Raw genomic sequence first — 21,269 nt, forward strand, 5'->3', positions numbered from 1 at the left:
GGCTGTTGATAGCGCGCGTCCTGTCAAACGAACAGGTTATGAAAACGGCCAATCCCCGTTTTGAAATACGGACTGCGTGCAGTAGGGTCCGGCCATAAACGAAAAAAGGTCATCATGGACAGCAATCTGAAATGCCCGGTCTGCGGGTGCGAACATGTTTATCCGGACGGCGCGCTGTGGATGTGCCCGGAATGTGCGCATGAGTGGAACCCGGCCGAGACGGCAGCGGAAAGCGGCGAGGCTTCCGGCGAGATCCGTGATGCCAACGGCAATGTTCTGGCGGATGGCGACACAGTAACGGTCATCAAGGATCTCAAGATCAAGGGCTCGTCCATGGTCGTCAAAGGCGGGACCAAGGTGAAGAACATCCGCCTGTCGGACGGCGGAGACGGGCACGATATCGCGTGCAAGATCGCCGGGATCGGGGCGATGAACCTGAAATCCGAGTTCGTCAGGAAAGCCTGACGGACGGCGCAGGGCCTCCCAGAATATCGTGGGCGGCTTTCAGCGCTGTATGCAGTTCCGGGTAGATATTATCGGCTCCGAGGGCGGGAGTGATGTGATGGCGGTCCATGTCTGAGCGCAGATAGACGCTCACCCGCCCGAACATCAGTGTAATCCCGCGCTGCTGGAGCTGCGCGATCAGGTCCCGCAGGTCGGCGGCGGCGGAATAGTCGATGTCCGTGACGGGACTTGCGTCAAGGACGACACAGCGGACCGGGTGCGGGGCGTGGTCCACCAGAGCCAGAAGGTCCTGACGAAAGCGCGTCGAGTTAGCGTAGAACAGATCCGCGCAGAACCGGAAGACGATGAGGCCCGGAACCGTTTCCAGCCCGTTCTTCGCAGGCAGGGCTTCCAGAATTCCTGTGCCTGCGGCCTGTTGCAGGACCACCGTATGGGGCTCGTAGCTGTGTCGGACATGGCGAAACAGCGAGAGCGCTATGGCGAGGAAAATGCCTTCCTCAACACCAATCCCTACCACAACGGCGGCGGTCGTCATGGCCAGCCAGAACTCGCCCGGACTTTCCTGCCGGATCGCGCGCAGGCTTTTCAGGTCGATCATCCCAATGGCGACAGTAAAAACGATCCCGGCCAGAACGCAGCGGGGCAGGGCCTCCAGCGGGCGTGTCAGAAACAGCAGCACCATGAGCGTCACGCAGGCAAACGTCACCTGCGCGATCTGACTGCGTGCACCGGAACGCACAGCCATGGCGGTCTGGGTGGGGCTGCCATTGACGGTGAAGGTACCGCTCAGACCGGCAGCGATATTTGCGGCGGACAGCCCCAGAAGGTCACGGTTTTCATCGACGGTTTCATGAAACCGCTCTCCGAAGACCCGGGACGTGGCGGCACTCTGTGCGATGATGACGAACACGCACGACGCGGCCACGGGCAGGAGGCCGAGAAGTTCGTTCCATGAGACGCCAGGCAGGCCGAAATGCGGCAACCCGCCTGCGACATGGCCGAGTGTGGGAACGCCGTGATGCGGCAGGTTCAGCCCCATGCTCAGGGCGATGCTCCCGATGACGACACAAAGCCCGGCTGGCAGATGCGGGGCGAGACGCTGTCCGGTCATGAGAACCCCGACCGTAAAAGCGGAAAGCCCGGCGACCACAAGGCTTGCCTGCGGAAGCTGACGAAGCGTGTCATACGCCTGAAGCAGCGGGTTATGCGCGCTGACGGACACGCCCAGCATGTCGTGAAGCATGGCGATGCAGACCTGTACGCCCACACCCGCCAGAAACCCGGTGAGAACGGTGCGGGACAGGAAATCCGCCAGAAATCCCAGCCGAAAGACCCGCGCCACAAGCAGGAGAGCCGCGCAGAGCAGCGCTGTCATGCTGACGAGCGCCATGTAATGTGGACTTCCCGCCGGTGCCATTTTGCCGATGGCGCTTGAGAAAATGGCCGCCGTTGCGGAATCGGCCGCCACTACCAGATGCCGGGAGGACCCAAAGGCTGCGAACGCCACAAGCGGCAGCAGGACCGTATAAAGGCCCGTCACCGCCGGCATGGCCGCGATGCGCGTATAACCCAGAACCTGCGGAATATTCACCGAAGCAAGGGAAAGACCTGCGACAATATCCGGCCAACCGCGATGGGTTCTGGTGGGGTTCTTCTGTTCCGACATGACGTGTGTTTTAGGCGCTTGATGAAGGGATGTCTTCACAATGTCAGGGAGGTGGTTGGGTCCGGCTCGAAAATGCCGCATGATCCGGCCGCTAGAGACGGATCTTTCGTCAGCGCATTCAGAAGGAACAGGATCATGACCCAGAGAGTGGCTCTCGTTACAGGTGGATCACGCGGTATCGGTGCCGCCATTGCGCTGAAACTGGCGCAGGATGGCTTCGATATTGCTCTTACCTATGCCCGCAATGAAAAGGCTGCTCAGAAAGTTGTCGCCGAGGTCGAAGCACTGGGGCGTCGTGCGGTTGCGGTGCAGGCTGATGGTGGCAGTACAGACGGCAATATCGCAGCGATCACGAAGACGCATGAAGCGTTCGGGCGTCTGGATACACTCGTGTGCAATGCGGGCATCTATCCCTACGGCCCGATTGCCCAGATGAGTGTGTCGCAGATCGAGGATGTTCTGAACCTCAACCTGCGTGCGGCAATGATCGAGACGGTCGAAGCTCTTAAATACATGAAGGCGGGCGGGCGCCTGATCTATATCGGTTCGGCTTTTGGCGAGCGCACACCGTTTCAGGGGATTTCGCTTTACGCCGCGACGAAGGCCGGTCTGATCGGGTTCGCAAAGGGCGTGGCGCGGGATCTCGGACCGCAGGGGATTACGGCGAATGTCGTCGAGCCAGGCCCGATCGCAACGGATCTCAACCCCGAAGATGGCGAGGGTGCCGCCGTTATCCGCAGCTTCACGGCTACGGAATCCTACGGCAAGGTCAATGACATTGCCCGCACGGTATCCTTCCTCGCCAGCCCCGATGCCTCCTACATCACGGGCGCATCCATTCTGGTGGATGGCGGCCTCGTCGCCTGAGACCGGAGACAGACCTCATGCCCCTATCCGTCACGATTTACGGAATTTCCAACTGCGATACGATGCGCAAGGCCCGGTCATGGCTGGCCGGGCACGGTGTTGCGGCCAGTTTCCATGACTATCGCAAAGACGGTGTTCCGCAGGCGCGGCTGGAGGGCTGGGTTGCGAAACTGGGTTGGGAAAAGCTTCTGAACCGTTCGGGAACGACGTTTCGCAAACTTCCGCCCGAACTTCGGGAGTCTCTGGATACGGAACGGGCTCTAGCCCTTATGCTGGAACATCCCGCGATGATCCGGCGTCCCGTGCTGGAAGGGCCGGATGTGCTGCTGGTCGGGTTCCGTCCCGACGATTACGCGGCAGCCCTGTCTGGCCCTAGTGATCCAGGCCAAGCGCCCTGATCTTGCGGTGTAGTGTGGCGCGGCTCACGCCTAAAAGACGTGCGGCCGCGCTCACATTGCCACCCACCGTCCCGAGGGCGGAGCGGATGACCTGAGCTTCTGCCCGCCGGAAATTCGGCTCTTCCTGACTGTCGAGCAGCGGCAGGAGTGCGGGCAGGCCGGCCAGTTCGCCTTCCGGCCAGTTCATGTGCCGACGGCTGGCATGGGTGGCGCCCCGGATATGGCCGTCCCGATCCAGCGCAACCAGCATGGCCGAGGACGATGTCGATGGCCCCAGGGTCAGGATCATGTCCTTCCGGAAGCGGTCGTGAAACAGTTTTTCCTCCACGCGCCGGGCTGTCGTCTGGAGCGCATCCATCAGGAGTGCCGCCGCGGGCAGGACGTTCTCGGCCACGAATGAGCTGATGTCGATGGCCCCTGCAAGTTCCCCGATGGAATTGTAAACCGGCACGGCCATGCCGGTCAGCTTGCGGAAGCACAAACGCCAGTGCTGGTCGTGAACGACCATGACCGGGCGTTCTTCGCGCAGGCAGGTCCCGATCGCGTTGGTCCCGGCATTGGCTTCATTCCAGACCGCACCCGCCTGAAAACGCCACCGCCGACACCCGCTCAGATTGCTGCGCTGGGTGTGACGCGAGAGGACGATGCCGGTCGGGTCGGCCAGCATGACCGTGAAGTCCAGCGGGTCCACCAGCGTATGCAGGCGCTGCATTTCCGGAAGGGCGCTCTGGATCAGCCGCTGCGTGCGGCCGCTGACAAAGCGCAGTTCAGGCTGGCTGAGCACCTGCGTTTCCCAGCGTTCGGACGGGTCCAGATTATAGTTCGTGGAGCATCTCGTCCAGGAATCCGACAGGCATGTCCGGGCGGTGGCAGTGGTCATTGTGCCCCCCTTGCGGCGGGATAAGGCACCCGGTGCCTAAAACCTGTCGCAGATCTGCGACAGGTGCGCCGCAGACAGTCACAATCGGGTGAGGGTGCAACCATACGGGATAGCCTGCGGCGAAGACATTCGGGAATGACGGGTTCTGGAAAAGGCGAAGCGTTGCGTATCGGGTGTGTTTCTTCGCAGGCCATCGGTAACGCAACACTCCTTTCTTTTCCGGTTCAGTGCTGTGGGTCGGAAGGGACACAGGCATGAAAGCCGGGGCTTTTGCAAGCGCCGGTCACTGCCGCTCCTGATGCACAAACAGAGCTGTCCCGTCCGTCACAGCCATGACGGAGCGCCAACGGTATCGCGTTCCGCCGATGATCAGGAAAGACAAATCATTTCAGAGAGAATGGTTTTCGTTTTTCGCAAGAACGAGGTGTCATGTCTGCTTCACTCCAGAGGGTAATGTCTCCATTAACCTCTATCCTGCTCGCAGTTGTCGGGCTTTTCCTGCTGGGAGGGGGGGGATATCTCCTCGTTCTCGGTGGTTCGTGGTTCTATGCCCTTCTGGGCCTTGTGATGCTTGCGGCTGCGGGTGTCAGCTTCAGGAACCCCCTGCTGGCTGCGCGTCTTTATGCCGCGCTCCTGCTGGTGGCGACCATCTGGTCCGTTCTTGAAGTCGGGTTCGACATCTGGGGACTGGAAGTCCGTCTCTTCACGCTCGTCGGCATCGCGGCTTGGATGCTGCTGCCGTGGGTGTGGCGGACCGGTCAGAACTGGGTTTCGGACAAGCGCGAGCTTCTCGGCTCGGCCGTCATCGCGATGGTTGCGATTATCGCAAGCTGCTTCACGTCCTACTCCATCAACGGCACGCTTCCCGCAGACCGTATGGCCGCAACCAACCAGTCCGACCTGACGGCCAAGGACACGCCCGACGCCGACTGGCCGGCTTATGGCCGTACTGTGGGTGGGGACCGCTACAGCCCGCTGGGCCAGATTACGCCTGCGAATGTCAGCAACCTCAAGCGCGCCTGGGTGACCCGTACGGGTGACGTCCAGAAGGCGGATGAAGGCGTTGTTGCAGGTCCCGATCAGGGCCACGAGTTCAACCTTGAAGTCACCCCGATCAAGGTCGATGACACGCTCTATCTCTGCACGCCGCATAACTGGGTCATGGCGCTCGATGCCAAGACGGGCAAGGTGAAGTGGAAGTTCGATCCCAAGCCTGCTGCCGAGGATCTGGCTGCGAACGTCTATCTGGCCTGCCGTGGTGTCTCTTTCTACAAGGCGCCGGACGACTACACGGCTCCGGATGGCTCAAAGGCCTGCCAGAAGCGCATTTTCTCCCCGGTCGGCGACGTACGCCTTCTGGCGGTTGATGCTGAAACCGGCAAGCCCTGCGAAGATTTCGGCGAGCACGGCTTCATTTCCCTGCGCCAGTATCTCGGTCATGTGCCGCATGGCTTCCACTTCGTGACGTCTCCGCCGCTGGTGGTGAAGGATCGCGTGGTTCTGGGTGGCTGGATTTTTGACAACCAGGCGAATTTCGAGCCCTCCGGTGCAATCCGTGCGTTCAACCCGATCAACGGCGAGATCGAATGGGCCTGGGATGCCGGTCATAATCCGGAAAACTGGAAGCCCGGCCCGAACGATGAGCTGACACGTGACACCCCGAACGCATGGGGCGTTTACACGGCTGATCCGGATCTGGGTCTTCTGTACCTGCCGATGGGCAACTCGCCGCCGGACAACTGGGGTGGCTCGCGCCGTCCGTTCGACGACGCGACTTCCAGCGCCACGATTGCTCTCGATGTCGAGACGGGTGAGCGCCGCTGGACCTTCCAGACCGTGCATCACGATCTGTGGGACATGGATCTGGCCATCGGACCGTCCATGGTCGATCTGCCCGGCCCGAATGGCGAGAACATTCCGGCTCTGATCCAGAGCACGAAGCGCGGTGAGTTCTTCGTTCTGGACCGTCGTACCGGCAAACCGGTTCCGGGTTACCCGGTCGAGGAACGTCCGGTTCCGACCGCGGGTGTTGCAGCGGATGACCATGTCTCCCCGACGCAGCCCTTCGCTGTCGGTCTGCCGTCCCTGACGCCGCCGGACCTTAAGGAAAGCGACATGTGGGGTGCGACGCTGCTGGATCAGATGATCTGCCGCATCCAGTTCCGTCAGTCCGCTTACGAAGGTCAGTTCACGCCGCCGCATGTTGGCAAGACGACGATCGTCTATCCGGCATTCTATGGTGTGGTTGACTGGCAGGGTGCTTCCATTGATCCGCAGCGCAAACTGCTGATCGCCAATGCGAGCTACCTGCCGTTCCGGATCCGTCTGGAAAAACGTCAGAAGGCCGAAAATTCCGGCATTCTGCCGAAGTGGAACGGTCAGGGCGACAAGCCTGAAGCCAAGGGCGATGCGCTGAGCGTTTCCCCGGACTACGGCACGCCCTACATCGCCTATACCAGCCCGTGGCTGAACCCGCTTCAGATCCCCTGCAAGGGACCGGTCTGGGGCAAGATCACGGCCATTGATCTGGTGACGAAGAAGATCGTCTGGCAGCACCCCGTCGGCACCACACGCGACACGGGTCCTTTCCGGACGCATAACAACCTCCCGCTTCCGACCGGGATGTACAACATCGGTGGCAGCGTCCTGACGAAGGGCGGCGTGTCCTTCATGGGGGCGACGGCCGACGATTACCTGCGTGGTTTCGACATGTCGAACGGCAAGGTCATCTGGCAGGACCGTCTGCCTGCAGGCGGACAGGCAACACCGATGTCCTATCAAATTGATGGGAAGCAGTATGTTGTGATCGCCGCCGGTGGTCATGGGGGCCTTGGCACCCGCAGCGGTGATTATATCATCGCCTACAGCCTGAACGGAGACCAGGGCGCCGCCGCGCACTGAGCATCCGCTTATGGACGGAGCGTGTCCCCCTGAGGACACGCTCCACACTCCCGCTCAATCTCTATGGAAATTCACGTCATGCGTCGCAAATTCACGCTCGGAGTGCGCCTTGGTGCCCTGACAGCCTGGTTGCCTGCTGTTGCTCTCGTTCCGGGCGTTGCCGCTCATGCCGCGGATATTCCCCTGGCCATTATCGGCCCGCACGAATACGACCTGCCGGTGGACTTCAAGCCGTTCAACGTGGTCGTACAGTACGGTGATGGAAACGCCGCCGGATCGGTCTATGACAGTGGCGGCCAGCGCCGGGCGCGGGGTGGCAGTCACACCTGGAGCGGCATGACGAAATACGTGCATTTCCGCAGCTTCGACGCGATCCCGCATGTCAGCTTTGCTTTCGAACTGATCCAGTCCGAGGCCTATACTCTGGCCAACGGGCAGAACTGGGGTGGTCTGGGGACGACGATTGTGGGGCCGGCAGCCTGGTTCAAGCCCAACAAACACAGCACACTCGGCATCCAGACCTTCATGGAGACCCCGTCAGGCACGCGGGATTCCATGGCAATGCATTACTGGGCCAACCTGTCGAGCATCATTTTCGACTATGAATGGAAGCATTTCAGCTTCGATGGCGATCTGGGCAGTGTCGTGAGTTCGACCAAACACCGCAACGGCGAGCACAGCTATTCACCCGGCAACGTGTTCTACACGAACCTGCGTTTCAGCTGGAAAGCCACATCACGCTTCGAGCCGTTCTTTTCGCTCGACTGGCAGAACAGCGGCGGTATGCACGACAATACATCCAACCTCTGGGTCGCGAATTCGAGCAGTCGCGAAACAGCACTTGGCGTCGGTGCGATGTTCTACATCACCAAACGCCTGTCGTTCACGCCACGTTATTCTCATTCCGTCGAGGGACGGAACGTGCCGGAGACGAACGCCTATTACATGAAGATCGCCTATCTGTTCTGAGATCAGGGTGCTGGAATAAGAAAACTTTCCGGGCAGGGCGCGCTCGTGGGCGGTTCATCCGCGAGCGAGGATGCTGCAGGAAAAAGCGCCAGCCGCCGGGCACGGATGCCGATATAGACCCGGTCGAACACGGCCTTTCCGGATGTCTGATCTGTCGCGCACCGTAGACGGATCGCCTCACTCCGACGGCTCCCCAGAGACGCGGCAAGATCACGGATCAGCGCGTCACGACGGACCGTCTTTCCGGCATTTCCCCTCAGAATGGCTGCAGCTGGACTGTTGCTGAAAGCAGTATAGGTTCGCGCCGCTTCCTCAAAGAAATCCTCCTCCGCAAAGCCCAGACACGCCGCACGGACCTGATAGTCCCAGCTCAGCAATTTGTCCGTTTCCTCAGGCGTCAGGGCGAGGATGTCTTTTCTCAGGGCAGGCGAGAGGACAACCGGCGGGAAGTGAACCGGACCGTAGGACCGGCACCCCCGATCACGCCAGTCATCGGCTGACTCGCCAGTTTTCTGAAGATCCTGCGGAATGGAGCCCCTGAAAGCCCATAGATAAAGGGTCTGGGCCGGAACCGTCAGAGTATCGGTGTGGTTCGTATTGCCGATCCGGTGCAGGCTGGGTGTCCAGCCGATTTCGAGCGTATAAGCCGAAAACTGGCGCCCGGTCGCCGGGTGCAGGGGCCCTTCAGCCGCGCACCCGCCCAACGCGAGGAAAAGCCCTGCGGCCCACACACCCATCCACCGTCTCATCGCAGGCGTCCCATAACGTTTATGCAATGAAGACGTTGACCTGCGACGGGACGGATTTCAAGCCTGTTTCAGGCTGCAACCTTCGGACGAAAACGCGCCGTGGTGATGTCGCAGTCATACTGGGCGGCGGTTTCGCAGGGGTTGCTGGCGAGTTCATTGACCGCGTTGAGGATACGCTCGACCTTGCCGTCATCCATCAGCACGCTGAAATTCAGGCGCGTCCAGCCGGGCTTCTCGATTTCCTGCCCGGACAGGATGGCGCTGCGGATCTGATCGGACTCATCTTCGTCAATTTCCAGCAGACGGTGCGCGTAAGGGCCTGCACACGCACAGCCGCCACGAACCTGAATGCCGTAACGGTCCGACAGCATGCGTGTGAAAAGCTGCTGATGGATGAACACGTTGTTCTGCACATCGCGGATCCGGAATGAAAAGATCGGAAGCGCGGCAGCGGTCGGATGCCCCAGAATTTCGATGGCGGGATTGCCGCTCCAGGCTTTTACGGCCCGGGCGCGCAGTTCCGCATTGCGCTGCGCCATGTAGGCGTCGCCAATAACGTCCTTGACGATAAAGGCCAGCGCGGCGCGGATGTCCCCGATCACGTTCGGCGTCCCGCTTTCCTCACGGGACGCGAGATTGGCAGAGTAATCGTGGTTCCACGGGGAGACGAACCGTACGGTGCCTCCGCCCGGAAGAACGGGAAGTGTGCGCGAGATCGCGGCGTTGCGCACGATCAGAATGCCCGAAGCCGCAGGGCCACCGATGAATTTGTGGCAGGAAACCACGACAGCATCTTTCTCGAACGGCGTTCCGGGCTGCATGTCGATCGGGCAGTACGGTCCGGCTCCGGCATAGTCCCAGATCGACAGGGCACCATTTCGCCTGAGCAGTGCCGTGACGGCGTTCACATCCGTCAGGATGCCCGTGACGTTGGAAGCTGCTGAGAACGAGCCGATTTTCAGACTATCTGCCGGGCAGGATTTCAGGGCCTGTTCCAGAACATTCAGGTCCGGCCCACCTTCCGCCGCCTCAGGAATTTCGACGATCTCCGCACCGCTCTCGCGCCAGGGCAGGATGTTGGAATGATGCTCGTAGGGACCAATAAAGACGATCGGCCGCTTGCCAGCCTCACACAGAGCCGGGATTTCCAGCAGGTGCACCAGACGGTTCAGTCCTGCCGTCGCGCCATTGCCCATGAAGATCGTCGTGAAATCGGGAGAGGGGGCGTGGCACAGCTGCGCGATGGTTGCGCGGGCGCTGTTGCGCAGGCGCGTCATGTAGGCGCCGCAGAAGGAGGCTTCGGTGTGGCTGTTGGCATAGAACGGCAGGATTTCGTCCATGATGAACGTCTCGATCTGCTTCAGCGCACGGCCTGAGGCGACATAATCGGCGTAAAGCAGGGACTGCGTACCGAACGGCGTCGAAAATTTCGCACCATCGCCGATCACGCCCTTGGCAAGCGCGGCCAGCCCGTTACTACGCAGGGACTGCTCGAACTGTTCAAGAATGGCGGTGCTGTTGTCGAGATTGCCGATCGTTTCCATGGCGCGATGTTTTCCCCGTCCGTGATGGCCCTGCGTGATGAAGAAACGATAGACCGATGGAATGAGTAAAAACCGCTTCTTTTTTGAGGATGAAAAATCCTTTTTGTGGTCATATGATGCGATATGGCCAGAAAACTCGATCAAACGGATAGAGCGATCCTGAGAATCCTGCAAAAGCAGGGCACGCCCTCGCAGCGTGAACTCGCCGAAAAGGTCGGGCTGTCGCAGAATGCCTGCTGGCGACGGCTGAATGCCCTGCGTGAGGATGGCGTGATCGCCCACGATACGGTCCGTCTCAATGCGACCGCGCTGGGCCTGACCCTGACGGTCTTCGTGCTGATGCGCACGCGCCATCATTCGCGGGAATGGTTCGAGACATTCCGCAAGGTTGTCGGTTCGATACCGAACATAGTTGATTTTTATCGGATCGCGGGCGAATACGATTATCTTCTGAAGGTGGTGGCCTGCGACATGAACGATTTCGATCGTGTGTATCAGCAGATCATCAGCAAGGTGGAACTCGATGCCATCACGTCATACATGACCATGGAAACCCTGGCGGACAACAGGGACCTTCCGGTCTGAAACGCCCATCCCGTCCACAGCAGGAAGTCTTTTGTCCATGAGCCAGCCCGACCAGCTTGCCCACAGTCTGCGTACGCGCCATGTCGTCATGATCGCCCTCGGGGGGGTGATCGGGGCAGGATATTTTATCGGGGCGTCCGCGGCACTCTCGCTGGGTGGCCCTGCGGTCCTGCTCTCTTATGCGCTGGCCGGAACGCTGGTGTTTCTGGTCAATCTGATGATGCGCGATCTGGCGCTAAAAGTGCCGGGACGGGCCTCATTTCTGGGGCAGATCCAGTATGCGCTCGGAGCACGGGCGGCTTTTGTCGCGGGCTGGGCGTACTGGCTGACATGGATCATTGCAATTGCAGTGGAGGTCATTGCGGTCGCGACAATGCTCGCCCCCTATATTCCGCTGCCTTATGCCGTTATTGAGGTGCTTATCATGGCCCTGATGACGGGCGTGAACCTCATGTCCGTCAAAGGGTACGGGGAATTCGAATACTGGTTCTCGGCCATCAAGGTTCTGGCGATCGTCTGCTTCATCGGAATCGGTGTCTGGGCGCTGCTGAGCCGCCCTGTTCCAGTGCATGAAAACCTGTTCGCGCATGGCGGCCTGCTGCCGCATGGCTGGCTGGCACTGCTGGCGGTCATCCCGACCATTCTGTTTTCCATGGGCGGCAGCGAGATTTCCACCGTTGCAGCCGTTGAATCCGACAATACGGAACAGAACATCGTCCGCGCCACGCGCTCCATCGCGCTGCGGATCGGTGGGTTCTACATCGTTTCGATCGCGCTGGTCCTCTGTCTGGTACCGTGGAGTGATGTCGTACCGGGCTATTCGCCGTTTCTGCTGGTGCTGCACCGCCTGCACGTGCCGTTTGCGGACGTAGCCCTTGCGGTCGTGGTCATGACGGCAGCGCTGTCCAGCCTCAATTCCGGGATCTATGTGACGTCGCGTATTCTGTATGAACTGGCGGAATCTGGGTCTGCGCCAGGGCTGTTCCTGACGGTGGATACATCCACGAAACTTCCCCGCCGGGCCATTCTGGTGAGTGCGCTGGCCTCCGTTCTCGTCGCGGCTGTGGCTGTACTGTCGCCAACCCTGATCTTCGGACTGCTCGTCAGTCTGACGGGCGGGTTCATGGTGTTCAACAACACCATGATTGTGGCTGGACGTCTGAAACTGGTGCGGGAGTCGTCCTGGAAGGCCTATGCGGCGCTGGTGCTGATCGCATGTACGCTGATCGCCATGCTGATCCAGCCCGAAACGCGCTCACAGATCATTCTCGGCGCCGGCGCGCTGCTGCTGATCTTCGCCGCAGAACGCTTTGTTCCACGGCGCCGACTGGACTGATGACTTAGTAAGGCACCCCCAGATCCCGGTCGTTGATTTTTTCAAAGACCGGTTTTGGTGTGTCATGAAACGTCTGAAGTGAAAATTTCCTGTAACTGATATCCTTGTATCCCCGAACGAACATCGCCCCGTCGCTGAGGTCAGAGAGTGCCGTCCAGACAGTATATTCGGAAACGGTTTTACCGGACGCCTTCTGTGTCTCGCCGCCCAGTGTATCGGTGGTAATGTTTTTCATGCGGTCGAACCGGTTCATGATGTGCGCCAGAATATTGATCGCATCCCCCGATGACTGGGCCACGGGTGCATAGCTGGTGTAGTAAACGCCACGAATGAAGCGCCCTACAGAAGTGTCGGAGGAGGGCAGATCCGAAGCCGCAATTCCGCTATCCGGCTGGACGACCTTGATGCTTCCCAGAATGGCCGATGATCTGTCCTGATTGGTCAGTTGTGTATAATTGTTCAGGTTTTGCAGATGCCACGGGAAATCCGGTCCGTTTGTCATGACCTTGGTGGGGTTGTCATAAACATGGAATTTTCCATTGAGCGCCTCTACGACGATGCTTCCGCCGTTCTTGTCGTAAAACGCAAAATGGAAAGGCGATTTCACACCTCCCAGTCTGACCAGGACGGGGGACCAGAAATGCCCTTGATCAACGGCCTTTCGGACCTCATCCACGGTGGCGAAATTGGCCAGTGCCCATTCCCCCAGCGATGTCACGGGGATCGACTCCCGGTAGTCTGACTCCGCAAGCGGAGTAAGCGTGGCGTCCGACACCATATTGGCGCTGAAAGACAGGCCCGCCCCGTTCATCCCTTCAAGCATGTTATGGTCGTCGCCATCCTCATAGATGGGCGTTGTAATCGCCAGGATGGGATAGAGAGACTTGTAATGTGCTCCGGCACTGCCGTTGGGTGATTTTTTCTGAAATGCCGTCTGCGCCGGGTAAAAAGTCAGCCATGACGGCAGGTCTTCGGGCAATTCCAGCGTGCGTCCATGAAAGACATGGCCTTTGTTATCTGTAATCGCCAGACTTGAGCAGGCCTGCCCGATGGTAGGGAGCAGCAAGGCGGAGGAAAGGATAATATTGGAAAGAGAAATTATTTTCATGATTCTGTCCTGAAAAGCACGTTTCGCAATTATTTTGTGGATAATCCGAAATAATTATCTTCAATAAGAGCCTGTTATTTATCGGAATATCTCTTAATTCCGAGTAAAGTTATATTCCGGATCCGGAAACGACACTTCTATAACAGCACACCCTGCGCCGGGTTTCCGGGAACGGCTTGTCCGAAGTCCCGCTCGATCCAGCTTCGGAGAGTCAGCAGGATCTGTTCCTGCTGCTCGGGCGTCAGGGGTTTTCCCGGCTCCATGCCGTGCCATTTGGACAGACAGCTTCTGCAACAGGCCCCCGTGGCATGCTGGGCGATGAACACCGGATGACCGCGCATGGGCGTCTGTTTGCCATCGCGCTGCGGGTGTGCGGGTGCGAGGCGTTCGGCGACGAAAGTCGCTCCATGATCCATAACGGCGTCGAGGCCCCGGTTTTCCAGATAGAGTCGGGCCTGATCGTCCAGATGAAAGCGTGAGCGGAAGCGGGATCGGGCGAGACGTTCGAAGAGATCCTGGGGGTTGAAACGGCTCACTAATCCACAACCTTCTGAAAAACAGGCAAAAAATCGCGTGAGAGCCTGCAAGCCCCCTGTAAGAACATTTGTTCTTTCTCCATATGGTGACGGATGGACGCTTTTCCGAGACGCTCCCGCTCATCTTCCGGGGCAGGAGACACGACAACACTGACGGTTCTTTCTCCGCTACAGGTACAGGACCTGTTCTCTGTGCGGCTGGAAGAAATCTGTGCTGCTTTCGACGACTGGGGCTTCCCGCTGATCGTGGCCGGGCAGCTTGGCGATGCCGCGCCCAATTCCTATCCCAAATATTACCAGCTTCCGCTGACTGACCCGCAGTTCGGCACCGCCCTGTCGCTGGAAGTGCAGAAATCTGTTTTGGCGCGGGCGGGTGTCGGGCCCGGCGATCATGTCCATGTGACCGGCATGCTGCGGGCGCGGCAATACCGGGGGCAGATTGTACTGCGTTTCGAGGCAGTGGCTGTTGAGCTTCATGATCCGGCACGGCAGAAGGTCGAACGCGTCGAGCGATCCCTGCTGGATGTTCTACGGGGGCTGCCCTGCGCCTCGCATCCCTATCCTGCCCGACCGGAAGCGCGCCTTCTGCTGATCCATTCAGCGGCCTCAAGCGCATTGGTGGCGGAAGACTTCCTTCAGGCGCTCGGGGGAGCCTGGCGCCCGGAACGTGTGAGAAGCCTGCCCACGGCCATGAACGATCCCGGCCGTCTGGCAGAAGCGATTGGCACCTGCAGGGAGGAGATTATTGTCCTGATCCGCGGGGGCGGGGATGCCTCGGATTTCGTGGTGTTTGAAAATCCGCAGGTGATGGAAGCGCTGGCCGTCTGTTCGGCGCACCGCGTTCTGGGGCTGGGTCATACGGCCAACCGTACGCTCGCCGAGCGCGTTGTAGATCATGCCGCGACAACGCCCGCCGATGCCGGACACTACATCCGTCGTATGAGTGGCCGGGTCTGGCAGGAACAGGAAGAAGCCCGTGCGCAGCAGGAAGAAATGGCTGCGCTCCGGGACAGTGTGGCGTTGGATGTCGTGCCGGAACGGGCATCGGTCGGAACACGCCTGCGCAACGGGCTGATCCTGCTTGCGACTGGCGCAGCCATCGGCCTGCTGCTTACCCGACTGCTGTAAGGAATGAGAGTCTCAGGGGGTGGACGTTTCGCGGAGTGCTCCGGTCATCCGCAAAACGGCGATGGCCATGGCTCCAAGAAACAGGCACAGACCCAGGCGACCATACCCATGGCCCTCTAACAGTACGGTGTTCAGAGCGAGAATATAGGTCAAGAGGGTCAGTTGGCCCCGAACGCCCCGTTGACCGAGGCGGAGTATGAAACCTGCATACAGAATGCCCAGCGCCAGTTCGGCAGCAGTCATATGTCCCATGTAACCGCTGATGACACCGGAAATTCCTGTCAGGGCAAGCAGAGCGTCTGTTCTTGACATGGCCTCGGACCTCTTTTCCTGAGCAACCTTAAAATCCGTAGCAGCCGGAGCAATCGTGGTCAATTTGGAACCAAACCACCTGATGCAGTGCCCGCCGGATTGAAAGGAGTGCTCGCATACAGCGGAAGCTCAGCGCACGTCCACGCGGACGAAGGGTTTTGTGGCCGACGGATCAGTCATCGCATGCATTTCGATCTGGATGGACTGGGCGCCCGCCTTTTCGATATGGGCGGCAACGCCCGCTGCCAGATGGTCGGTCACGTCCGTCAGCGCCTGTGCCTGCGTATCCGGGCTGGGCTGGGGCGGCGCGAAGGCCTGCACGATGAACAGGACATTTGCCTTGCGCGACAGGGCGGCTTTCGCGGCGCGTTCGACAATGGGGCCGTACTCGGATTCCGGGGTGCCGTCCGGAATGGACAGGAACGGAGCGTGCGGCGGCGGTCCCGGAGGCGCGGGCGGGATAAAGGGGTGAGGGGGCTTGCCTGCGTCCGGATTGAACGTGCGCTGGTCCAGCAGCTTGCACCCTGACAGCAGGGGGGTTGCCAGAAGCAGCCCACCCATCAGGAGTGCTGAGTGCGGGACAAAGCCCCGCTGCGAACGGAAATGTCGGACGAATGGTGCCATATCGCGCGGAACCGTCGCAGGAACGGAGGGTTTGAGCAAGATTATAGAGTCAACTTAATGAAAAACTGTTGATGCCCCCTGTCGCTCTGCTGTGGCGGTGCTATGGAGGATGCCCGAGTTTTCAAGAAACGGAGTAGGGCAGGTCATGGCTGTAAAAATCGCGATCAACGGTTTCGGACGGATCGGACGGCTGGTGCTGCGTGGCATCATCGAGAGCGGTCGCACGGATGTCGAGGTTGTCGCCATCAACGATCTGGGTTCCGTCGAGGCCAACGCGCATCTTCTGGCTTATGACAGCACGCATGGCCGCCTTCCTGGAACCGTTCGCGCCGAGGGCAACAGCCTGATCATCGAAGCCAATGGCCGCACCTATGGTCCGATCACGGTATCCGCCGAGCGCAACCCGGCACAGGTCCCGTTCCAGGGCGTCGATGTGGCGATGGAATGCACGGGCCTCTTCACGTCCCGCGAAAAGGCTTCGGCACTGCTGGAAGCCGGTGCCAAGCGCGTCGTCATTTCCGCTCCCGCGACAGACGTTGATGCGACGATCGTGTTCGGTGTGAACAATGATGTCCTGACGCCGGACATGAAGATCATTTCCAACGCGTCCTGCACCACGAACTGCCTGGCGCCCGTGGCCTCCGTTCTGGACAAGGCCTTCGGGATCGAATGTGGCTACATGGTCACGATCCATTCTTACACGGGCGACCAGCGCACGGTGGATACCCTGCACAAGGACCCGCGCCGCGCCCGGGCCGCCGCGCTGAACATGATCCCGACGTCCACGGGAGCTGCCAAGGCCGTCGGTCTGGTTCTGCCGCATCTGAAGGGCAAGCTGGACGGAACCTCCATCCGCGTTCCAACCCCAAATGTCTCGGTCGTTTCTCTGGATTTCGTCCCGACGCGCGCTCCGGCTTCCGCCGAAGCCGTCAACGAAGCCATCCGTGCCGCTTCGCTCGAAGGGTCCCTGAAGGGTATTCTCGAGTACAACACGGCGCCGCTCGTCAGCTCCGACTTCAACCATGACAAGGCGTCGTCGATCTTCGATGCGACGCAGACGGTCCTCGTCGATGGCGGCAAGATGGTGCGCGTCTGCTCCTGGTACGACAACGAGTGGGGCTTCTCCAACCGTATGGCCGATACGGCAGCCCTGTTCGGGAGCCTCTGAGTGATGGCCTTCCGCACCCTTGATGGTGTGGACGCACGCGGCAAGCGCGTGCTGGTCCGCGCCGACCTCAACGTCCCGATGCATGACGGCGTCATCACCGATGATACCCGCCTGCAACGGGTCGCGCCCACGATCCGCGAACTGGCCGACAAAGGTGCGCGCGTCGTGGTGTTCAGCCATTTCGACCGCCCCAAGGGGCAGGTCGTCCCGGCTCTGTCACTACGTCCGATCGCGCTGAAGCTCGGTCAGATCCTCGGCCAGCCGGTCGGTTTCGTGGCCGAATGTGTTGGTCCGACCGTGGAAGCCGCCGTGGGTGCGATGGCGGACGGGGACATCATCGTTCTCGAAAACACGCGCTTTCATGCGGGTGAAGAGGCAAATGACCCGGCGTTCGCCAAGGCTCTGGCACAGAATGGCGACATTTTCGTCAACGACGCGTTCTCGGCCGCACACCGTGCCCATGCCTCGACCGAAGGCGTGGCACGGGATCTGCCGTCCTTTGCCGGGCGTCTGATGCAGGCGGAACTGAGTGCGCTGTCGGCTGCTCTGGAGAACCCGGAGCGCCCGGTCGGTGCGATCATTGGCGGTTCCAAGATCTCGACGAAGCTCGACCTGATCGGGAATGTCATCGAGAAGGTGGACACGCTGTTCATCACAGGGGCGATGGCCAACACGTTCCTCGCGGCTGAAGGCATGAATGTGGGTAAGTCCCTGCAGGAAGCCGACATGCACGAGACGGCGCGCAAGATTGCCCATCTTGCGCAGGAAAAAGGCTGCGAGATCATCCTGCCCGTCGATGCGGTCGTGGCACGTGAGTTCAAGGCTAATGTCCCGACCGAGACCTGTCTGATCGGCGAAGTCCCGGACGATGCCATGATCCTCGATGCCGGTCCGCGCACGGTCGCGCTGATCCGCGAGCGTCTGGATACGCTCAAGACGCTGGTCTGGAATGGGCCGCTGGGTGCGTTCGAGATTGCGCCTTTCGACAAGGCAACGGTCGAGGTTGCGCAGTATGCCGCGCAGCTGACGGAAGAAGGCAAGCTCAAGACGATCGCCGGTGGTGGCGATACGGTCTCGGCCCTGCGTCATGCAGGCGTTGTAGACAAGATGACCTATGTCTCCACCGCTGGCGGGGCTTTCCTCGAATGGCTGGAAGGCAAGATTCTTCCGGGGATCGAGGTTCTTCGTTCCGCGGGCCACGATCTGGGGCTCACCTGAAAAAAAGCCGGGAGGGGAAACCTTCCCGGCCTTTTTTATGGAGAAGTGGCGATGTGGAAAAGAGTGCTCTCCGCCTGCCTTCTATTATGTGGTCTTGCGGGCTGTCAGGCTTACGACCAGCCGCCGACAGCGCCGGCACCACCATCTACGGGAGAATCCATTCGCAGCGGGCGTCCAGCGGGGATGCTTCTGTCACCCTCAAAGCCTGACCAGACGCCCTATTTCTGAAATGTTAGATGATGCAGGACAGGTATGGTTCAGTTAGCCTGTCACAAAAACGCCCGCCGGGATATCCCGACGGGCGTTTTTGTGATGTGTCGCTTCAGGCCTGAAGCCCGTTTTCGCGGCGGCGATGTTCGACTTCAGCCGCCATGGCTTTCTGGAGCTTCTCCATGGCGCGGGCTTCGATCTGACGGATACGTTCGCGCGAGACGTTATAGTGATGGGAAAGGTCTTCCAGCGTGGAAGGCTCTTCCTTCAGGCGACGTTCGCTCAGGATATGACGCTCACGCTCATTCAGCGTCATCATGGCCTGATCCAGAAGCGCCTTGCGGCCTGTGAACTCCTCGGATGCAGCGTAGGTCTGTTCCTGGTTCTCGTGGTCGTCCACGAGCCAGTCCTGCCACTCGCCCTCGCCATCAATACGCAGGGGCGCGTTCAGGCTGTGGTCCGGCGCGGCCAGACGCTGGTTCATGGACATGACGTCCTGTTCCGGCACGCCAAGGGTGGTCGCAATCGAGTTGACCTGCTCCGGCTTCAGATCGCCATCATCAATGGCCTGCATCTGCCCTTTCAGACGACGCAGGTTGAAGAACAGCTTCTTCTGCGAAGCAGTCGTACCGATCTTCACCAGCGACCAGCTGTGCAGGATGTATTCCTGCATGGCGGCACGGATCCACCACATGGCATAGGTGGCAAGGCGGAAGCCGCGCTCCGGATCGAAGCGGCGGACGGCCTGCATCATGCCGATATTGCCCTCGCTGATGAGTTCGTTCACCGGCAGGCCGTAGCCGCGATAGCCCATGGCGATCTTGGCTACGAGGCGCAGATGGGACGTGACGAGGCGGTGTGCCGCGCTCGTATCCTCGTTTTTGCGCCACTGGCGGGAGAGATCGAGCTCTTCCTGCGGGGTCAGCAGGGGGAATTTGCGGATTTCCTGAAGGTAGCGGGTGAGATTGTTCTCGGGACCCACTGAAATGACGGCTGGGGATGCCATGGTCTTCGACTCCTTTCGCCCGGGGCTTAACCCGCATCCGGATGAGATGGAGACTCATACGGACCGGCGACGGGATAGTTCCGTCTGACCCAGGTGACGCATTGGGAAGGACTTTCACGTCCCCGACCGTCAGCCCCCGGACTGGGCGACCTCTGGTGGTACGATCCGTTCCGGCGGCGCGTCAGCTCGTCGGATGGGTGGTTTATGACAGGCTCAGCCAAAAAAGTCAATGGCCTTTTAAGGTTTAGCCGATCAGTCGCTTTTTCAAGGCCTGGAAGTCTTCAGGGGGGGCAGTTTCGAACGAAAGCTGTTTTTTCGTCCGCGGGTGGATAAATCCGAGTCGGGTTGCATGAAGCGCCTGACGGGGAAAATCGAGCGCCGCTTCCTTCGCATCCTGTGACAGACCGCGCGCCGCTGCGGGAATCCGGCGCAGATAGACCGGATCACCGAGCAGGGGATGGCCTGCATTCGAAAGGTGAACACGGATCTGATGGGTCCGTCCAGTGGCGAGGCGACATTCGATCAGGGACACGGCCGCCTGATAGGGTTCGATCAGCCTAAAACGTGTCAGGGCGACCTTGCCGCCATTGCCCACGACCGCCATGCGTTTGCGGTCCCGCTTGTCGCGGCCGATGTTGCCGTCGAACTCGCCTTCCAGCGGCAGCAGCCCCCAGGCGAGGGCCAGATAGGCGCGGTCGATGTCACGGGCGGCAAAGGCTTCGGACAGGGCATTATGGACCATGGCCGTCTTGGCCACGACCATCAGACCGGACGTGTCCTTGTCCAGACGATGCACGATTCCCGGACGCTTCTCGCCGCCAATCCCCTCGAATCCTTCGCCGCAATGGCCCAGCAGGGCGTTGACCAGTGTGCCGGTCTCGTTTCCGGGCGCCGGATGCGTGACGAGCCCGGCCTGCTTGTCGAGCACGATCAGGTCGTCGTCTTCATAAAGGATGTTGAGCGGGATCTGCTCGGCGATAGGGCGGGCAGGGGTGGGCGCCGGGAATGTCAGCAGCAGTTCCATGCCGTCACGCAGCGTTTCCGCCGGTTCGCAGACCGTCTTTCCATTGACGGAAAGATTGCTGCTTTCAATCAGGGCCTTGACCCGGGAGCGGGAAACCGTGCCGATGGCGTCCGCCAGCGCGCGGTCGGCCCTCTGGCCAGCCGTGGACGCATCGACAACAAGACGGAATGGGGAAACAGGATCAGACATGACACAGGGTGTAGCCGAGGAAATGGCGAACAGCGAGTCGCACACACCAAAAGCGCTTCTGGCCGCTGTAATTTTGATGGGCGTGCTGATTATCGCGGCCGTTTTCGGGCTGATCGGCGTGATTGCCTACCGCTTCCTGCATCCACGCCCGAGCGTCACGGCAACTGTGCCGCTGGTTGAGGGAGGCTTCTCGCGTCTGGCTCTTCCGCTCGGGGCGGGTGAGCACATTACGGCGGTTACAGCGCGCCCTGACGGTCTGATGGCCGTAACGCTCAGCGGTACCGGAAGCGACCGGGTGCTGTTGTGGAACCCGGAGGCCGGAAAAATCGCCGCCGAGCTGGATTTCGGAACGCCTGCGCCGTCTTCGCCCTGACCGGTCTGAACCT

21 protein-coding genes are annotated in these 21,269 nt (G+C 60.3%); 11 read left to right on the plus strand and 10 right to left on the minus strand.

Annotation, left to right across the window (positions count from 1 at the left end; translation table 11 throughout):
• The first annotated feature begins 114 nt into the window (after nt 1-114).
• A complete protein-coding gene (locus tag HK22_RS01425) occupies nt 115-465 on the plus strand; it encodes a zinc ribbon domain-containing protein YjdM (RefSeq protein ID WP_062108574.1) in 351 nt (116 codons plus the stop codon).
• Here the strand turns inward: HK22_RS01425 and HK22_RS01430 are convergent.
• Nucleotides 452-2,131, minus strand: a complete 1,680-nt coding sequence (locus HK22_RS01430) for a SulP family inorganic anion transporter (RefSeq protein ID WP_086648077.1) — start codon at nt 2,129-2,131, stop codon at nt 452-454. The two genes, HK22_RS01425 and HK22_RS01430, sit on opposite strands and share 14 nt — an antisense overlap.
• Nucleotides 2,132-2,266: 135 nt before the next feature.
• Between HK22_RS01430 and HK22_RS01435 the strand changes: the two genes are divergently transcribed.
• Nucleotides 2,267-2,998, plus strand: coding sequence for an SDR family NAD(P)-dependent oxidoreductase (locus HK22_RS01435; RefSeq protein ID WP_086648078.1), 732 nt, complete (start codon nt 2,267-2,269; stop codon nt 2,996-2,998).
• 17 nt (nt 2,999-3,015) lie between these two features.
• Nucleotides 3,016-3,396, plus strand: coding sequence for an ArsC family reductase (locus HK22_RS01440; protein ID WP_086648079.1), 381 nt, complete (start codon nt 3,016-3,018; stop codon nt 3,394-3,396).
• Here the strand turns inward: HK22_RS01440 and HK22_RS01445 are convergent.
• Entirely contained in the window at nt 3,371-4,276 is a 906-nt protein-coding gene (locus tag HK22_RS01445) for a helix-turn-helix domain-containing protein (protein ID WP_086648080.1), read from the minus strand. The genes HK22_RS01440 and HK22_RS01445 overlap by 26 nt on opposite strands.
• Nucleotides 4,277-4,705: 429 nt before the next feature.
• On the opposite strand from HK22_RS01445, the gene HK22_RS01450 reads away from it, so the two are divergent.
• Both HK22_RS01450 and HK22_RS01455 read left to right on the plus strand, forming a co-directional pair.
• Nucleotides 4,706-7,177, plus strand: a complete 2,472-nt coding sequence (locus tag HK22_RS01450; RefSeq protein ID WP_062108561.1) for a membrane-bound PQQ-dependent dehydrogenase, glucose/quinate/shikimate family — start codon at nt 4,706-4,708, stop codon at nt 7,175-7,177.
• Nucleotides 7,178-7,255: 78 nt separating this feature from the next.
• The gene (locus HK22_RS01455) at nt 7,256-8,146 is read left to right on the plus strand and encodes a transporter (RefSeq protein ID WP_062031076.1); all 891 of its coding nucleotides are present in this window, start codon (nt 7,256-7,258) and stop codon (nt 8,144-8,146) included.
• A gap of 2 nt (nt 8,147-8,148) precedes the next feature.
• Here HK22_RS01455 and HK22_RS01460 read toward each other — a convergent pair whose 3' ends face one another.
• Nucleotides 8,149-8,895, minus strand: coding sequence for a hypothetical protein (locus tag HK22_RS01460; protein WP_143412359.1), 747 nt, complete (start codon nt 8,893-8,895; stop codon nt 8,149-8,151).
• A gap of 68 nt (nt 8,896-8,963) precedes the next feature.
• Nucleotides 8,964-10,439 (minus strand): aminotransferase class V-fold PLP-dependent enzyme, encoded by a 1,476-nt coding sequence (locus HK22_RS01465; protein WP_086648083.1) that lies wholly within the window; start codon nt 10,437-10,439, stop codon nt 8,964-8,966.
• Between the two features lie 123 nt (nt 10,440-10,562).
• On the opposite strand from HK22_RS01465, the gene HK22_RS01470 reads away from it, so the two are divergent.
• The gene (locus HK22_RS01470) at nt 10,563-11,024 is read left to right on the plus strand and encodes an Lrp/AsnC family transcriptional regulator (RefSeq protein WP_062031049.1); all 462 of its coding nucleotides are present in this window, start codon (nt 10,563-10,565) and stop codon (nt 11,022-11,024) included.
• A 37-nt stretch (nt 11,025-11,061) separates the two neighbouring features.
• Complete coding sequence (locus HK22_RS01475) at nt 11,062-12,360, plus strand: amino acid permease (RefSeq protein WP_062108557.1); 1,299 nt, start codon at nt 11,062-11,064, stop codon at nt 12,358-12,360.
• A 4-nt stretch (nt 12,361-12,364) separates the two neighbouring features.
• On the opposite strand, the gene HK22_RS01480 is transcribed toward HK22_RS01475, so the two are convergent.
• A complete protein-coding gene (locus tag HK22_RS01480) occupies nt 12,365-13,468 on the minus strand; it encodes a linear amide C-N hydrolase (protein ID WP_086648084.1) in 1,104 nt (367 codons plus the stop codon).
• A gap of 137 nt (nt 13,469-13,605) precedes the next feature.
• Nucleotides 13,606-14,004, minus strand: a complete 399-nt coding sequence (locus HK22_RS01485) for a DUF4186 domain-containing protein (protein ID WP_086648085.1) — start codon at nt 14,002-14,004, stop codon at nt 13,606-13,608.
• Between the two features lie 93 nt (nt 14,005-14,097).
• Between HK22_RS01485 and HK22_RS01490 the strand changes: the two genes are divergently transcribed.
• The gene (locus HK22_RS01490) at nt 14,098-15,132 is read left to right on the plus strand and encodes an exodeoxyribonuclease VII large subunit (protein WP_086648086.1); all 1,035 of its coding nucleotides are present in this window, start codon (nt 14,098-14,100) and stop codon (nt 15,130-15,132) included.
• Nucleotides 15,133-15,144: 12 nt separating this feature from the next.
• Here HK22_RS01490 and HK22_RS01495 read toward each other — a convergent pair whose 3' ends face one another.
• Nucleotides 15,145-15,444 (minus strand): hypothetical protein, encoded by a 300-nt coding sequence (locus HK22_RS01495; RefSeq protein ID WP_086648087.1) that lies wholly within the window; start codon nt 15,442-15,444, stop codon nt 15,145-15,147.
• Nucleotides 15,445-15,573: 129 nt separating this feature from the next.
• The gene (locus tag HK22_RS01500; protein ID WP_231878089.1) at nt 15,574-16,107 is read right to left on the minus strand and encodes a hypothetical protein; all 534 of its coding nucleotides are present in this window, start codon (nt 16,105-16,107) and stop codon (nt 15,574-15,576) included.
• Nucleotides 16,108-16,213: 106 nt separating this feature from the next.
• On the opposite strand from HK22_RS01500, the gene gap reads away from it, so the two are divergent.
• Both gap and HK22_RS01510 read left to right on the plus strand, forming a co-directional pair.
• Entirely contained in the window at nt 16,214-17,236 is a 1,023-nt protein-coding gene (gene gap, locus HK22_RS01505; RefSeq protein ID WP_062108547.1) for a type I glyceraldehyde-3-phosphate dehydrogenase, read from the plus strand.
• A gap of 3 nt (nt 17,237-17,239) precedes the next feature.
• Nucleotides 17,240-18,454, plus strand: coding sequence for a phosphoglycerate kinase (locus HK22_RS01510; RefSeq protein ID WP_086648088.1), 1,215 nt, complete (start codon nt 17,240-17,242; stop codon nt 18,452-18,454).
• A gap of 322 nt (nt 18,455-18,776) precedes the next feature.
• Here HK22_RS01510 and rpoH read toward each other — a convergent pair whose 3' ends face one another.
• Complete coding sequence (gene rpoH / locus HK22_RS01515) at nt 18,777-19,670, minus strand: RNA polymerase sigma factor RpoH (RefSeq protein WP_062029416.1); 894 nt, start codon at nt 19,668-19,670, stop codon at nt 18,777-18,779.
• A gap of 244 nt (nt 19,671-19,914) precedes the next feature.
• Entirely contained in the window at nt 19,915-20,883 is a 969-nt protein-coding gene (locus tag HK22_RS01520; RefSeq protein ID WP_062108543.1) for an RluA family pseudouridine synthase, read from the minus strand.
• Here HK22_RS01520 and HK22_RS01525 point away from each other — a divergent pair.
• Nucleotides 20,882-21,256: a hypothetical protein gene (locus tag HK22_RS01525; protein WP_077803225.1), complete on the plus strand. Its 375-nt coding sequence runs from the start codon at nt 20,882-20,884 to the stop codon at nt 21,254-21,256. The genes HK22_RS01520 and HK22_RS01525 overlap by 2 nt on opposite strands.
• Nucleotides 21,257-21,269: the final 13 nt, after the last annotated feature.

This window comes from Gluconobacter sp. DsW_056 (assembly GCF_002153595.1).
Taxonomy (GTDB): domain Bacteria; phylum Pseudomonadota; class Alphaproteobacteria; order Acetobacterales; family Acetobacteraceae; genus Gluconobacter; species Gluconobacter albidus.